Genomic DNA, 14,779 nt, shown 5'->3' on the forward strand with positions numbered 1-14,779 from the left:
CGAACGCGGGCACCCGGCGCCCCATGACAGTCGATCACCACCGGGCACCGGTTCTGGAAGCGCTGGAGGACCACCACCGCGAGGGGCGGATCGGATTCACACCGCCGGGTCACAAGCAGGCCCGCGGAGCGGACCCGGCCGTCCGCGAGGTGCTGGGGGACGCGGTGTTCCTGGGCGACGTACTGGCGACGGGCGGCCTGGACGACCGGCTCACCCGGGGGCGGGTGCTGCAGGAGGCCCAGGAGTTGATGGCCGACGCGGTGCACGCCGATCACACGTTCTTCAGCACGTGCGGGAGTTCCCTGTCGGTCAAGGCGGCCATGCTGTCGGTGGCGGGCCCGCACGAGAAGCTGCTGATCGGGCGGGACGCCCACAAGTCGGTGGTCGCGGGCCTGATCCTGTCCGGCATCGAGCCGGTGTGGGTGGAGCCCCGGTGGGACGCCGGGCGGAAGATCGCGCACCCGCCGTCCGCCGTCGACTTCGACCGGGCCTTCGAGGCCCATCCGGACGCCCGCGGCGCTCTGGTGACCAGCCCGACCCCGTACGGCGCGGCGGCGCCGCTGCGGGCGATCGCCGAGGTCTGTCACCGGCGTGCGCGCCCGCTGATCGTCGACGAGGCCTGGGGGGCGCATCTGCCGTTCCACCCCGACCTTCCCTCCTGGGCGATGGACGCGGGTGCCGACATCTGTGTGACCAGCATCCACAAGATGGGCAGCGGCCTGGAGCAGGGCTCGGTGTTCCACCTGAAGGGCGACCTGGTGCCGCCCGCGCTGCTGGGCATGCGGGCCGACCTGCTGGGGACCACCAGTCCGTCGGCGCTGATCTTCGCCGGCCTGGACGGCTGGCGGCGGCAGATGGCCCTGGGCGGCAAGGAGCTGATGGGGGCGGCGCTGGAGCTCGCCGGCGAGGTCCGGGCCGCGATCGGGCGGATCGACGGGATGCACGTCGACGACCGGGACGACTTCTGCGGCCCGGAGCTCGCGGACGACTTCGATCCGCTGCCCTGCGTGATCGACCTCGACGGCCTGGGCATCACCGGGTACCAGGCGGCGGACTGGCTACGCGAGCACCGCAGCATCGACGCGCACCTGGCCGACCACCGCCGGATCGGGGCGCAGATCACCCACGGCGACGACCGGGAGACGACCGGCGAGCTGCTGTCGGCGCTGCGGGACCTGAGCCGGGCGGCGGGGAGTCTGCCGAAGGCGCCGCGGGTGGACGTGCCGGAGCCGGGTGAGCTGCGCATGGAACAGGCGATGCTGCCGCGGGACGCGTTCTTCGGTCCGGCCGAGGAGGTCCCGCTGTCGCGGGCCGCGGGGCGGACCGCGGCCGAGATGATCACTCCGTATCCGCCCGGAATTCCGGCCGTCCTGCCGGGCGAGCGGCTCACCGCGCCCGTGCTCCGGTACCTGCGTACCGGTCTCGAGGCGGGGATGTACCTGCCCGACCCGTCGGACCCGGGCCTGGAGACGGTGCGGGTGGTGGACGAGCGCGCCGGCTGAGAGCGTGCCGGAGGCCGGCGTGAAAGAGGTCACGCGACCGGATTACCGGAACGCGGACCAGATGGTTTATCGTTCACCCATACGTGGTGACGGAGTCGACGCCCTGTCCTCCGGACATCACCGCTTACGGCCCTGGCTGGCTTCCCCCGTCCAGCCAGGGCTTCTTCATGCCCGGAGGCTCCCCGGGCCCGCCGAGGTGCCCCGAACGGCGGCAGCGGCTGAAATGAGATGAGGGACAGCACCGGAACCCGGAACCGATTGCCCGGCGAGGAGCACCGCGCCATGACCAAAGCGATCAAACTCCTGACGGCCCTCCCCCCTCCCCAGCGCGCGCGCCTGATGGCCCTGGCGCGGGAGGTGTCCTTCCCGGAGGACACGCGGATCTTCGAGCCGGGAGGCACCGCCGACCGCTTCTGGGTCATCCGCTCCGGCGCCGTCTCGCTGGACCAGCCGGTGAACGCGCTGCACCGGGTGACGGTCGCCGGCCTCGGCGCGGGCGACCTGCTCGGCTGGTCCTGGCTCTTCCCGCCGCACGAGTGGGATTTCGGCGCCGTGGCCTTCAGCCCGGTGCGCGCCTACGAGTTCGACGCGGCGGCCGTGCTGCGGCTGTGCGAGGAGGACCCCGAACTCGGCCTGCTGCTGGTACGCAAGGTCGCCGAGGTTCTCGCCCACCGGCTGGAGACGACGCGCGGCACGCTGATGGAGCAGTACGCGCTGCACCGGCGCGGCGGGGCCGTGTAGGCCCTCACACCCGGTAGCGGCGCAGCGCGGGCATCGCGGCGGCGAGTGTCAGCATCACGACGACGACCAGGATCCCGCCGCCCGCCACGGCCGTGCGGGGCCCATAGGCTGAGCCCGCCGCGCCGTGCAGCACGTCGGCGAGCCGGGGCCCGCCGGCCACCACGACGGTGAAGACGCCCTGCATCCGGCCGCGCATCTCGTCGGTCGCGGCGGACAGCAGGATCGCCCCGCGGAACACCATCGAGACCATGTCGGCGAGCCCGGCGAGGGCGAGGAAGGCCACCGCGAGCCACAGGCTGCCGCTGAGCCCGAACCCGGTGACGGCCAGCCCCCAGACCACCACCGAGCCGATGACCATCCACCCGTGCCGGCGGGCCCGCGAGAAGGTGCCGGAGAACAGGCCGCCCGCCACCGCTCCGAGCGGGATCGCGGCGAACAGCAGCCCGAGGGCGAACCCTTCCCCGTGGGGGGCGGCGAAGGTCTCGGCGGCGAGCTGGGGGAACAGGGCGCGGGGCATGCCGAGGACCATGGCGACGATGTCGGCGAGGAAGGACAGCAGCAGCACCGCGTGCCCGGAGATGTACCGGAAGCCCTCCAGGATCCCGCGCAGGCCGGCGCTCCCGGCCTTCACCGCCGTCAGCGGCGGCAGCGCGGGCAGCCGGTACACCGCCCACACCGTCACGCACAGCGCCACCGCGTCGATGAGGTACAGCTCGGCCAGGCCGATGACGGGGATCAGCGCCCCGGCGAGCAGCGGCCCGGCGATCTGGCCGGTCTGCATCACGGTGGAGCCGAGGGCGTTGGCGGCGGGCAGTTCGTCCGCCGGGACCAGCCGGGCGACGGAGGCGCTGCGCGCGGGCGCGTTGAGTCCCCAGAACGCCTGTTGCAGGGCGAGCAGGACCATCAGCACGGCGACCGATCCGAGTCCGGCGGCGGCCTGCGCCCAGAACAGCAGCGAGGTGACGGCGATGCCGGAGTTGGTGATCAGCAGAAGCTTGCGGCGGTCCATGCTGTCGGCGATCGCCCCGCCCCACAGCGCGAACACGATCAGCGGGAGCAGCCCGGCCAGGCTCGCCGCGCCGACCCAGGCGGAGGAGCCGGTGATGTCGTAGACCTGCTTGGGTACGGCGACGGCGGTGAGCTGGCTGCCGACCGCGGTGACGATGGTGGAGGACCACAGCCGGCGGTAGGCGGGGCGGCGCAGGGGGCGGGTGTCCATCGCCCAGCGGCGCCGGCCGCGCGGCCGTGGCGGTCCGGGTTCCGGGTCCTGCGCCCGCGGTCTCGCGTTGCTCTCGCTGGTGTCCACGACCGTCCTGCTTGGTGGTTACATCTTCTTGCCGGGGTTCAGTGTCGCAGGGGCCGGCGGGCGCGCCGGCGTCAGGCTCCCGCGATGAGCGTCAGGCCGAGGACGACCATGGTGGCGGCGACCAGCGCGTCCAGGACGCGCCAGGCGGTGGGGCGGGCCAGGAAGCGGCTCAGCAGCCGCGCTCCGAAACCGAGCGCGGCGAACCAGCACAGGCTGGCCAGTACGGCGCCGAGGCCGAAGGTCCAGCGCAGCGGGCCGTGGTCGGCGGCGACCGAGCCCAGCAGGAACACGGTGTCGAGGTAGACGTGCGGGTTGAGCCAGGTCATGGCGAGGCAGGTGAGCACGGCCCGGCGGCGCGACCCCGCGGCCTCGCCCTCCGTCCGCAGCCCCTCGGCGGCCGGCCGCAGCACCCGGCGGGCGGCGAGGGCGCCGTAGCCGAGCAGGAAGGCGCCGCCGATCCAGCCGACCGCCGTCAGTGCGCCCGGCCAGGCCACGACCACCGCGCCGACACCGGCGACGCCCAGGGCGATGAGGGCCGCGTCGGACAGGGCGCAGATCGCGACGACGGGGAGCACGGCGTCGCGGCGGACACCCTGGCGCAGCACGAAGGCGTTCTGGGCACCGATGGCGACGATCAGGGAGAGGCCGGTGCCGAATCCGGCGGCGGCGGTGGTCAGGGCGCTGGTCATGCCGAGGACGTTACGGCCGCCGGGCCCATGCAGTACAGCTAAGGATTCTTACGTACCCTTAGCTGTCGTGATGACGGATCTCCCGCTGGACCAGGTGCGGACGCTGCTCGCGGTGGTGGACGAGGGGACGTTCGACGCGGCCGCCGCCGCGCTGCACGTGACACCCTCGGCGGTGAGCCAGCGGGTGAAGGCGCTGGAGCAGCGCACGGGCCGGGTGCTGTTGCTGCGCACCAAGCCGGTGCGGCCGACCGAGTCGGGCGAGGTGCTGGTGCGGCTGGCCCGTCAGGTGGGCCGGCTCGAACGGGACGCGTACGCCGAACTGGGGCTGAGCGGGGGCGGGGAGCCGACCCGGGTGTCGGTGGCGGTGAACGCCGACTCGCTGGCGACCTGGTTCCTGGGGGCGCTGACCCGGCTGCCGGCCGGGGCGGGGCTCTGCTTCGAACTGCGCCGGGAGGACGAGGGCCACACCGCGGCCCTGCTGCGGGAGGGGACGGTGATGGCCGCGGTGACCTCCTCGCCCGATCCGGTGCCGGGCTGTTCCGTGCGGCACCTGGGCCGGATGCGCTATCTGCCGGTGGCCAGCCCCCGGTTCGCGGCGGAGCACCTGGCGGGGCCGCTGCGCGAGGCGCTGCCCGGCGCGCCGGTGGTGGTGTTCGACCGGCGGGACGACTTCCAGGACGGCTTCGTGCGCCGGTTCACCGGCGGGCGCGCCGAGGCGAGCGAGCGGCGGCACCACGTACCGACCTCGGAGGGCTTCCTCGAGGCGGTCGCCGCGGGTCTGGGCTGGGGCATGGTCCCCGAGGTCCAGGCGGACCCCCTGCTCCGCGCCGGCCGCCTCGCGGTGTTCGCGCCGGACCGGGCGGTCGACGCGCCCCTGTACTGGCAGCAGTGGAAGCTGGACTCCCCCGCGCTGGCCGCGGTGACCGACGCGGTCAGCGCCGCCGCGGCGGCGGCGCTGTACCGCTGACGGAGCGCGTCCGGGCGGGGTCGCGGGGGCGCCGCCCGGCCGTGGGGTGGCCCGTGCCGGCGCGTCGGCGCCGGCATCCGCCCGACCTCGCGGGTTTGGGCCTTCGCAGACGCCGGACCCGCTCGGCGCGGTTCCGGCCCTCCGGCCTGAGCCCGACCGGGCACGGCGCCGGGGCCCGTGCGCGGGCCCTGAGACGGACCGGCGGGGCAGACCCCGGCGCCCGGAGCCCGACCGGCACGGCACCGGGCGGCGGGGGCGGGTCGCGGGCCGGGTCCTACGACGGACCGGCGAGACGGTCCCCGGCGCTGGTCAGGAGCATGTCCAGAGCCGTGGGGTAGGCGCTGGTGACCATGCGGGCGGCCAGGAGCGGGGCCGCCTCGGCGAGGCGCGGGTGGGTGGCGGCCGGCAGGCGGGCGTAGGCCGAGTGCCACATGTCCTCGTCGGCACGCCGGGCGGCGTCGGGCAGCGCCAGGGACGCGGCGTCGAGGGCGGCGAAGGCCAGCGTGGTGTCGATGAAGGCGTGGTAGACGCGCACCGCCTCCGGCAGCGGGAAGCCCGCGGTGCGCAGCACGTCCAGCACCGCCTCGTCGGCGGCGAGTTCGTTCGCGCGGCCGGAGACACGGCTCGCCGTGAGGACCGCCGCCTGCGGATGCGACAGGTAGGCGGTGTGGATGCGCAGCCCGATGGCCCGCAGGTCCTCGCGCCACGGCCCGGCCGGGCGCCAGCCGTGCAGGGCCCGGCCGATCAGCGCGTCGCCGATGGCGAGGGTCAGGTCGTCCATGCCACGGAAGTAGCGGTAGAGGGTGCTCGGATCGCAGTCCAGGGCGAGACCCAGCCGGCGCGCGGTCAGTCCCGCGCTGCCGTGCTCGTGCAGCAGCCGCAGCGCGGTCTCGACGATCAGCGACTCGGACAGCACCCGGCCGCTCCTGGTGGGCCGGCGGCGCCTGCGCCGCTCCTCGGGCACCACGCGTTTCGGCATCGCCGTCCTCCCTCGCGCTCCTTATGCCAACGCCATTGACCTTACGCCGGGGCACGGCGTTGTATCCCCACCGGGGCCCCGTACGCATCCCGGATCCATGGGATCCACGAGGAAGGAAGGGAGTGCTCCGTCATGCGTGTACTACTGGTGGGAGCGGGCGGCGTGGGTACCGCCATCACCCGGATCGCCGCACGGCGGCCGTTCTTCGAGCTGATGGTGGTGGCCGACTTCGACCCGGCCCGGGCCGAGGCAGCGGTCGCGGCGCTCGGCGCGGACGGCGCCCGGTTCCGGGCCGGGCGCGTGGACGCCGCGGACGAGGACCGGGTGACGGCGCTGCTCGCGGAGCACGGCTGCGACGTGCTGCTCAACGCCACCGATCCCCGGTTCGTGATGCCGCTGTTCCGTGCGGCGCGGAACGCCGGTGCCACCTACGTCGACATGGCGATGTCCCTGTCCCGGCCGCACCCGGGACGGCCGTACGAGGAGTGCGGGGTCAAGCTCGGCGACGAGCAGTTCGCGCAGTCCGGCGCCTGGGAGGAGGCCGGTGCGCTGGCCCTGGTCGGCATGGGGGTGGAGCCCGGCCTGTCGGACGTGTTCGCCCGGTACGCCGCCGACGAACTCTTCGACGAGATCGAGGAGATCGGCGTCCGCGACGGGGCGAACCTCACCGTGGACGGCTACGACTTCGCGCCCTCCTTCAGCATCTGGACGACCATCGAGGAATGCCTCAATCCACCGGTCGTCTACGAGAAGGACCGCGGCTGGTTCACCACCGAACCCTTCAGCGAGCCGGAGGTGTTCGACTTCCCCGAGGGCATCGGGCCGGTGGAGTGCGTGAACGTCGAGCACGAGGAGGTGCTGCTCGTGCCGAGGTGGGTGGAGGCGCGCCGGGTCACCTTCAAGTACGGCCTGGGCCGCGAGTTCGTCGACACCCTCAGGACACTTCACCTGCTGGGTCTGGACCGCACCGAGCCGGTGACCGTTCCGGGACCTGACGGGCCGGTGCGGGTCTCGCCCCGGGACGTCGTCGCCGCCTGTCTGCCCGACCCCGCGACACTGGGCGGGCGGATGCGCGGCAAGACCTGCGCCGGCACCTGGGTACGGGGCACCAGGGACGGGGCGCCGCGCGAGGTGTACCTCTACCACGTCGTGGACAACGAGTGGTCCATGGCCGAGTACGGCTGCCAGGCCGTGGTGTGGCAGACCGCCGTCAACCCCGTCGTCGCCCTCGAACTGCTCGCGGGCGGCGTCTGGACGGGTGCGGGCGTCCTCGGGCCGGAGGCGTTCCCCGCGGCTCCCTTCCTGGAGCTGCTGACGGCGTACGGTTCGCCGTGGGGGCTGCGCGAGCAGTGACCCCGCGCACACGGTCCGGTAGTTTCACCTCGATTCGACAGGTCACCCGAAATGGAGTAAGGCGCCCGCAAAGGGTGTGCATCGACTCCGATCGCAGGTGACTTTCGATGGACAACTGGCGAAGCAGCGCGGCCTGCAGGACCGAGGACCCCGACCTCTTCTTCCCGATCGGCACCTCCGGCCCCGCCCTGTTGCAGACGGAACAGGCCAAGGCGGTGTGCCGGCGCTGCCCCGTGCAGGAGCAGTGCCTTCAGTGGGCACTGGAGACGGGCCAGTCCATCGGTGTGTGGGGCGGCACGAGCGAGACGGAACGGCGCGCGCTGAAGCGGCGCGTCGCCGCGCGGCGGGCCGCCGGTTCCTGAGCGTTCTCGCCGCGCCCTCTCCCGGGCGCGGCGGTACGCTCGCCGGACACCACCGGAAGGGTCTGGGCCATGAGCGTACGGGTGCGCCGCGTGTACGAGCCGCCCGAGCCGGACGACGGACTCCGCGTCCTGGTCGACCGGCTGTGGCCGCGCGGTCTGGCGAAGGACGCGGCGCGGGTGGACGAGTGGCCCAAGGGGCTGACGCCGTCCACGGAGCTGCGCCGCTGGTACCACGGGGACGGCGGCTCCTACGAGGAGTTCCGCGAGCGCTACGAGGCGGAGCTGGCCGCTCCGGAGGCCGCCGGGCTTCTCGACCGGGTGCGGGACCGGGCGAGGCAGGGCACCGTGACCCTGCTGACCGCGTCCAGGGACACCGGTCACAGCCATGCCGAGGTGCTGGCCCGCCTTCTGGAGGACTGAGGGCGGGCCGCACCTCCGTGGCCTAGGCCGTCTGCGCGGCCGCCGCCCGGCCGGCCGCCCGGCCGGAGAAGAGGCAGCCGCCGAGGAAGGTGCCCTCCAGCGCGTTGTAGCCGTGGACGCCTCCGCCGCCGAAGCCCGCCACCTCGCCCGCCGCGTACAGCCCGTCGACCGGCCGTCCGTCGGCGCCGAGCGCGCGCGAGTCGAGGTCGGTCTGGATGCCGCCGAGGGTCTTGCGGGTGAGGATGTTGAGCTTGACCCCGATCAGCGGACCGGCCGCCGGGTCGAGGATGCGGTGCGGGGTGGCGACCCGGCCGAGGCGGTCGCCGATGTAACGGCGGGCGTTGCGGATGCCCTGCACCTGGGCGTCCTTGCTGTAGGTGTTGGCCAGTTGCAGGTCGCGCGCCTCGATCTGGCGCCGCAGGAGCGCCGCGTCCAGCAGGGGCTCGTCGGTGAGGGCGTTCATCTTCTCGACGAGCTGCTCGACGGTCGGGGCGGTCACGAAGTCCGCGCCCTTGCGCAGGAAGGCGTCCACCGGCCCGGGTGCGCCCTTGCCCAGCACGCGTTCCCGCAGGAAGCCGGTGCGGTCCTTGGCGGTGATGTCGGGGTTCTGCTCGGAACCCGACAGCGCGAACTCCTTCTCGATGATCCTCTGGGTGAGGACGAACCAGGAATGGTCGTGTCCGGCGATGTCCTCGGTGGTGCGCAGGTGTTTCAGCGTGCCGAGGGTGTCGTAGCCCGGCAGGCACGGCTCGGGGAGCCGGCGGCCCAGGGCGTCGAACCACATGGAGGACGGGCCGGGCAGGATGCGGATGCCGTGCCCGGGCCACACCGGGTCCCAGTTGCGCAGGCCCTCGGTGTAGTGCCACATGCGGTCCCGGTTGACCAGCCGCACTCCCGCGCGGGCGCTGATGTCCAGCATCCGCCCGTCGACGTACGCCGGGACGCCGGTGACCATCTCGCGGGGCGGGGTGCCCAGCCGCTCGGGCCAGTACCGGCGGACGATGTCGTGGTCGGCGCCGATGCCGCCACTGGTGACGATCACGGCCTGCGCGGTGAGTTCGAACTCGCCGATCGACTCCCGGCTGGAGGCGACACCGCGCGGTGCGTCGTCCTCCGCCAGCACGGTGCCCCGCACCCCGCGCGCGGTGCCGCCCTCGACGACGAGTTCGTCGACCCGGTGCCGGTGGTGGAAGGTGAGCAGCCCGTCGCGGCTGGCCTGGCGGGCGTGGTGGACGAAGGGCTCGACGACGCCGGTCCCGGTGCCCCAGGCGATGTGGAAGCGGGGCACGGTGTTGCCGTGGCCGTCCGCGCGGAGGTCGCCGCGTTCGGCCCAGCCGACGGTGGGCAGGAAGGTGATGCCGTGGCCGTTCAGCCAGGACCGCTTCTCCCCCGCCGCCCACTCGACGTACGCCCTCGCCCAGCGCACCGCCCAGCTGTCCTCGTCGTCGAGGCGGTCGAAGCCGGCGCTTCCCCGCCAGTCGCTCCAGGCCAGGTCGAAGGAGTCCTTGATGCCGAGGCGCCGCTGTTCCGGTGAGCCCACCAGGAACAGCCCGCCGAAGGACCAGAAGGCCTGGCCGCCGAGGTTGGCGGCGTTCTCCTGGTCGACCAGGGCGACCCTGCGGCCCTGGCTGGTCAGCTCGTGGGCCGCGACGAGGCCCGCGAGTCCCGCTCCGACGACGATGACGTCGGCATCCATGGCGACCGTCCCTTCCTTCATCCGGTGAGCAGCGCGGTCAGCAGTTGTTTCAGCCAGGCCCGGGCGCCCGCGACGTCCCGGTCGAGCAGCAGTCGGGTAGTGACCCCGTCGTAGGCGGCGACCACGGCGTGCGCGGCGCCCTCGGCGTCGCCGAGGACGGCGGACAGTCGCGTGTGGCCGCGGGCCCGGGCCAGCCGGTCGGCGATGGCCCGCCGCAGCCGCGCCCGGTGTTCCAGCAGGCAGCGCGCCACCTCGGGGTCGCGGGCGGCGTGCACCAGGAAATCGGTCTTGACCAGCAGCCAGTCACGGTCGAGCAGCAGGACGTCGGCGACACGGTCGACGGCGGCGGTCACGTCGAGGTCGGGACCGTCCAGGGCCAGGGCGCCGGAGACCTGCTCCGCGATCAGTTCGGCGCGCTCCGCATACAGGGCGAAGAACAGCTCGTCCAGGCCGTCGAAGTTGGAGTAGAAGGCGCCTCTGGTGTAACCGGCCGCCTCGCAGATCTCCTCGATCGAGACGTGCCCGAAACCCTTGGCGGCGAACACCGAGAACGCGGCGTCCAGGAGGTTCGCGCGCGTGCGCAGCCGACGCCGGGTGACCCGCCCCGCCGTGTCCCCCACCGCCGTGCCACCCCCTCCCGCTCCGCCGCTCGATACGCGAACGTATCCGATACACCGGTGTATCGAACAGACCCGTGCGCGAGGCGCCACGGAATCGATCTAGAACAGGTTTTCGATTCGGGGGTACTGTGGAGAGATGAGCACGCACCACGCCCCGGCACTCCAGGGGTCCCTGTTCGACCAGGCCGACGAGCTGCGGCTGGGCCCGCTCGACGGAGTGCGCCGCACCGAGCTGGGCCGGGGCGCCTGGATCGACGTCCTGCCGGGATGGCTCGGCGGGTCCGACGCGCTCTTCGAGCGACTGGCCGCCGAGGTCCCCTGGCGGGCCGAGCGGCGGCAGATGTACGACCAGGTCGTGGACGTGCCCCGGCTGCTGTCGTACTACCGCGCGGGCGACCCGCTGCCGCACCCGGTGCTGACCGAGGCCCGCGAGGCGCTCAGCGCGCACTACGCCGGCGAACTGGGCGAGCCGTTCGCCACCGCCGGGCTCTGCTACTACCGCGACGGCCGGGACAGCGTCGCCTGGCACGGCGACCGGATCGGCCGGGGCGCGCGCGAGGACACGATGGTCGCGATCCTCTCCGTGGGCGCGCCGCGCGACCTGCTGCTGCGTCCGCTGGGCGGCGGCGGGACCGTGCGCCGTCCGCTCGGGCACGGCGACCTCATCGTGATGGGCGGCTCCTGCCAGCGCACCTGGGAACACGCCGTCCCCAAGAGCGGCCGCGCCGCCGGACCGCGCATCAGCGTCCAGTTCCGCCCGCGCGGGGTGAACTGACCGGCCGGAAGGCTGTCCTCCCCGCCCCCGCTCCCCCACACTGGGCCGCACCCGGACGGGGAGGGCCGATGGGCGCGGACACGGGGCGCGCGGCCGGGGACGCCCGGCGCGGCGAACTCGACGTGCTGCGCGCCCTGGTCGTCGTCGGGCTGGTCTTCTTCCACGCCGCCCTCGTCTTCTCCCCGGACGACGACTTCTACGTCAAGAACCCGCGCACCACGGACGCCGTCACCGTCCTCGCCGGGTTCGGCGTGGTGTGGGCCATGCCGGTGCTGTTCCTGGTGGCCGGGCTCGGCGCCCGCCACTCGGTCCGCCGCAGGGGCGCCGCCGGGTTCGCCCGGGAACGTCTGCTGCGCCTGGGCGTTCCGCTGGTCTTCGGGACGGTGGTGCTGTGCCCCCTCCCCCAGTGGCTGCGGCAGCGCGCCGCCGGCCCCGGACACGACGAGGCGTACGGGCGGTTCTGGGCACGCTTCCTGACCGTGCGCGCGGACCTCGCCGACTTCCCCTTCGTCCTGGACGGTGAGCACTTCGAGACCGGCCACCTGTGGTTCGTGGTCCTGCTGCTGACCTTCTGTCTGCTGCTCGCGCCGGTCGCCGCACGGCTGGCGGCCGGGGCGGAACGCGTGGTCCCGGCGCTACGGCGCCGGCCCGCGCTGCTCCTGCTGCCCGCCCTGCCGCTCGCCGCGGTCAACGCGCTGCTCGGCATGGAGGAGGGCTTCGCGGGCTGGAACCGCTGGGCCTACCTGCTCTTCTTCGCCTGCGGTTTCGCGCTCGCGGACGACGAACGCGTCCGCGAGGCGACCCGCCGCGTCGCGGTCCCGGTGGGCGTGCTCGGCGTGGTGCTGTTCGCCGGGACCGCGCCCGGCTTCGTCGCGGGGGACGACCCGTTCACCGCGGGGACACCGTCCGCGCTGGCGACCCGGGCGCTGTTCGGGGCGGCCGGCTGGTGCTGGGTGGTCGCGATCACCGGTCTGCTGGACCGGCCCCGGCGCCCGCGCGTGCGCCCCGGCGGCCGCGGCCGGCCCCCGCTGCCCGCCCGTCTGGCGCCCGCCGCGCTTCCGGTGTACGTGCTGCACCAGCCGGTCGTGGTGGCCCTCGCGTACGGCGTGGTCGGCTGGTCCGCGCCGGCGGCCGTCAAGTACGCGGTGATCGTGGCCGCCTCACTGGCGGTGGTCCTCGTGCTGTACGAGTACGGGGTGCGCAGGACGGCGGTGACCAGGTTCCTGTTCGGGATGCGCCCGCGAGGGCCGTCGGGGCGCCCCGGCCCGCCGCCCGCGTCCCCACCGTGATCTGCTGTCCTCCTCACCCCGGACACGGACGACGCGAACACGGGACGGTCATGCGAGCGACAGTGCGGCACGTGGCGGACGGCACCTACCTGGTGCACGGCACGAACACCAACTGGGTGATCCTCACCGACGGGGACGCCGTCACGCTGATCGACACCGGCTATCCCGGCGACCGCGAGGGACTGCTCGCCTCCCTGGCCGAGGTGGGGAGTTCCCCCCGGGCGGTGACGGCCGTGCTGATCACCCACGCCCACAACGACCACCTGGGCTCCGCCGAATGGCTGAGCGCCGCGCACGGCACCCCCGTCTACGCCCACGAGGCCGAAGTCCCGCACGCGCGGCGGGACTTCCTGCACCAGGTGAGCGTCGGGCAGGTGCTGCGCAACGGGTGGCGGCCGGGCGTGCTGCCGTGGGCCGCGCACGCCCTGCGCAGCGGCGGAACGGCGGATGTCGCGGTCACCTCGCCCGAGCCGTTCCCGGGGTCCGGTCCGCTCGACCTGCCCGGCCGGCCCGTGCCCGTGCACACACCGGGCCACACCGCCGGGCACTGCGCCTTCCACCTCCCCGACCGGGGGGTGGTGGTGTCCGGCGACGCCCTGGTGAACGGTCATCCCACCTCGCGGACCGGGGGGCCGCAGATGCTGACCGACATGTTCCACCACGAGCGCGCCACCGCCGTGGCCTCGCTGGACGTCCTGGCCGGGCTCGACGGAGACCTGCTGCTGCCCGGCCACGGCCCCCTGCACGAGGGGCCCGTACGGGACGCCGCCCGGCTGGCGCGGGAGCGCGCCCCATAGGGTGAGGTGACGATCACCGCGAGACGAGGACACCGCAGCCATGGCACTGCAGATCAACGCCACCAACCCGGAGCACCCCGCGCTCCTGTTGGAACTGCCGTGGCACCTGCCGCTGGAGGACTGGCCCCAGGAGTACCTGGTGCCGCTGCCGCGCGGCATCTCCCGCCACGTGGTGCGCTACGCGCGCGCCGGCGACGAGGTGATCGCGGTCAAGGAACTCGCCCAGCGGCCCGCCCTGCGGGAGTACGAGCTGCTGCGGGACCTCGACCGGCTCGGCATCCCGGCGGTGGACCCGCTCGCCGTGGTCACCGGCCGCACCGAACCCGGCGGGGAACCGCTGGAGAGCGTCCTGGTCACCCGGCACCTCGGCGGCTCGATGCCGTACCGGTCGATGTTCGAGACGACGCTGCGCCCGGCGACCATGCACCGGCTGATGGACGCGCTCGCCGTGCTGCTGGTCCGGCTGCACCTGGCCGGGTTCGCCTGGGGCGACTGCTCGCTGTCCAACACGCTCTTCCGGCGGGACGCGGGCGCCTACGCCGCCTACCTCGTGGACGCCGAGACCGGGGACCTGCACCCCGAACTGAGCCCGGGGCAACGCGAGTACGACCTCGACCTGGCCCGGGTCAACATCAGTGGCGAACTGCTCGACCTGGAGGCGTCCGGGGCACTGCACCCCTCCGTCGACCCGATCGAGTTCGGCACCGAGATCTGCGCCCGCTACCAGAGCCTGTGGCAGGAGCTGACCCGCACCTCCGTCTACCCGGCGGGCAAGTACCACTACATCGAGCGCCGCATCCGGCGCCTGAACGACCTCGGTTTCGACGTGGCCGAGATGCAGATCGAGCACGCCTCCAACGGCGACACCGTCACCTTCGTGCCGAAGGTCGTCGACGCCGGTCACCACCAGCGCCAACTGCTGCGGCTGACCGGGCTCGACGCCGAGGAGAACCAGGCCAGGCGGCTGCTGAACGACCTGGAGAGCTGGATGGCCACCCAGGACGACTACGCCCCGGGTGACCCCCTCGGCGCCCGTCCGGAAGTCCTCGCCCACCGCTGGGTGCGCGAGGTCTTCCGGCCCACCGTGCGTTCCGTCCCCCCGGACCTGCGCGGCCCGATGGACGCCGCGGAGATCTACCACGAACTCCTGGAGCACCGCTGGTACATGTCCGAACGGGCCCAGCACGACATCGGACTCGACACGGCCGTCGAGGACTACGTCCGCACCATCCTGCCCAGGGCGCGGACGACCCTCCAGCCGACGGAGGACTGAGCCGGCCGCG

At 73.8% G+C, this 14,779-nt stretch carries 15 protein-coding genes; 10 read left to right on the forward strand and 5 right to left on the reverse strand.

Going from position 1 to position 14,779, the window contains the following annotated elements; translation table 11 throughout:
- Positions 1–23 precede the first annotated feature (23 nt).
- Positions 24–1,502 (forward strand): aminotransferase class I/II-fold pyridoxal phosphate-dependent enzyme, encoded by a 1,479-nt coding sequence (locus tag IE172_RS08685; protein WP_190096539.1) that lies wholly within the window; start codon positions 24–26, stop codon positions 1,500–1,502.
- Between the two features lie 282 nt (positions 1,503–1,784).
- Positions 1,785–2,243, forward strand: coding sequence for a cyclic nucleotide-binding domain-containing protein (locus tag IE172_RS08690; protein WP_190096540.1), 459 nt, complete (start codon positions 1,785–1,787; stop codon positions 2,241–2,243).
- Between the two features lie 4 nt (positions 2,244–2,247).
- Here the strand turns inward: IE172_RS08690 and IE172_RS08695 are convergent, their stop codons facing one another.
- Together IE172_RS08695 and IE172_RS08700 are read right to left on the reverse strand one after the other, a co-directional pair.
- Positions 2,248–3,549, reverse strand: a complete 1,302-nt coding sequence (locus IE172_RS08695) for an MFS transporter (protein ID WP_190096541.1) — start codon at positions 3,547–3,549, stop codon at positions 2,248–2,250.
- Between the two features lie 71 nt (positions 3,550–3,620).
- Positions 3,621–4,238, reverse strand: coding sequence for a LysE/ArgO family amino acid transporter (locus tag IE172_RS08700; protein ID WP_190096542.1), 618 nt, complete (start codon positions 4,236–4,238; stop codon positions 3,621–3,623).
- A 70-nt stretch (positions 4,239–4,308) separates the two neighbouring features.
- On the opposite strand from IE172_RS08700, the gene IE172_RS08705 reads away from it, so the two are divergent.
- Positions 4,309–5,205 (forward strand): LysR family transcriptional regulator ArgP, encoded by an 897-nt coding sequence (locus IE172_RS08705; RefSeq protein WP_190096940.1) that lies wholly within the window; start codon positions 4,309–4,311, stop codon positions 5,203–5,205.
- Positions 5,206–5,479: 274 nt separating this feature from the next.
- Here IE172_RS08705 and IE172_RS08710 read toward each other — a convergent pair whose 3' ends face one another.
- The gene (locus tag IE172_RS08710; protein WP_190096543.1) at positions 5,480–6,184 is read right to left on the reverse strand and encodes a TetR/AcrR family transcriptional regulator; all 705 of its coding nucleotides are present in this window, start codon (positions 6,182–6,184) and stop codon (positions 5,480–5,482) included.
- 132 nt (positions 6,185–6,316) lie between these two features.
- Here IE172_RS08710 and IE172_RS08715 point away from each other — a divergent pair, with 132 nt between their 5' ends.
- The 3 genes from IE172_RS08715 to IE172_RS08725 all read left to right on the forward strand — a co-directional run bounded on the left by IE172_RS08715 (position 6,317) and on the right by IE172_RS08725 (position 8,319).
- On the forward strand, positions 6,317–7,537 hold the full coding sequence (locus IE172_RS08715; protein ID WP_190096544.1) for a saccharopine dehydrogenase family protein: 1,221 nt from the start codon (positions 6,317–6,319) through the stop codon (positions 7,535–7,537).
- A gap of 107 nt (positions 7,538–7,644) precedes the next feature.
- Positions 7,645–7,899 (forward strand): WhiB family transcriptional regulator, encoded by a 255-nt coding sequence (locus IE172_RS08720; RefSeq protein ID WP_190096545.1) that lies wholly within the window; start codon positions 7,645–7,647, stop codon positions 7,897–7,899.
- Between the two features lie 69 nt (positions 7,900–7,968).
- The gene (locus IE172_RS08725) at positions 7,969–8,319 is read left to right on the forward strand and encodes a DUF488 domain-containing protein (protein WP_190096546.1); all 351 of its coding nucleotides are present in this window, start codon (positions 7,969–7,971) and stop codon (positions 8,317–8,319) included.
- Positions 8,320–8,341: 22 nt separating this feature from the next.
- Here IE172_RS08725 and IE172_RS08730 read toward each other — a convergent pair whose 3' ends face one another.
- Together IE172_RS08730 and IE172_RS08735 are read right to left on the reverse strand one after the other, a co-directional pair.
- The gene (locus tag IE172_RS08730) at positions 8,342–10,015 is read right to left on the reverse strand and encodes an FAD-binding dehydrogenase (protein ID WP_190096547.1); all 1,674 of its coding nucleotides are present in this window, start codon (positions 10,013–10,015) and stop codon (positions 8,342–8,344) included.
- A 17-nt stretch (positions 10,016–10,032) separates the two neighbouring features.
- A complete protein-coding gene (locus IE172_RS08735) occupies positions 10,033–10,635 on the reverse strand; it encodes a TetR/AcrR family transcriptional regulator (protein WP_190096548.1) in 603 nt (200 codons plus the stop codon).
- A 136-nt stretch (positions 10,636–10,771) separates the two neighbouring features.
- Here IE172_RS08735 and IE172_RS08740 point away from each other — a divergent pair, with 136 nt between their 5' ends.
- The 4 genes from IE172_RS08740 to IE172_RS08755 all read left to right on the forward strand — a co-directional run bounded on the left by IE172_RS08740 (position 10,772) and on the right by IE172_RS08755 (position 14,769).
- Complete coding sequence (locus IE172_RS08740; protein ID WP_190096549.1) at positions 10,772–11,410, forward strand: alpha-ketoglutarate-dependent dioxygenase AlkB; 639 nt, start codon at positions 10,772–10,774, stop codon at positions 11,408–11,410.
- A 68-nt stretch (positions 11,411–11,478) separates the two neighbouring features.
- Entirely contained in the window at positions 11,479–12,699 is a 1,221-nt protein-coding gene (locus IE172_RS08745) for an acyltransferase family protein (protein ID WP_190096550.1), read from the forward strand.
- A gap of 50 nt (positions 12,700–12,749) precedes the next feature.
- A complete protein-coding gene (locus tag IE172_RS08750) occupies positions 12,750–13,496 on the forward strand; it encodes an MBL fold metallo-hydrolase (RefSeq protein WP_190096551.1) in 747 nt (248 codons plus the stop codon).
- Between the two features lie 40 nt (positions 13,497–13,536).
- Positions 13,537–14,769 (forward strand): DUF4032 domain-containing protein, encoded by a 1,233-nt coding sequence (locus tag IE172_RS08755; protein ID WP_190096552.1) that lies wholly within the window; start codon positions 13,537–13,539, stop codon positions 14,767–14,769.
- The last annotated feature ends 10 nt before the right edge of the window (positions 14,770–14,779 follow it).

This window comes from Streptomyces griseoflavus (assembly GCF_014649995.1).
In the GTDB taxonomy this organism is placed as follows: Bacteria; Actinomycetota; Actinomycetes; order Streptomycetales; family Streptomycetaceae; genus Streptomyces; species Streptomyces griseoflavus.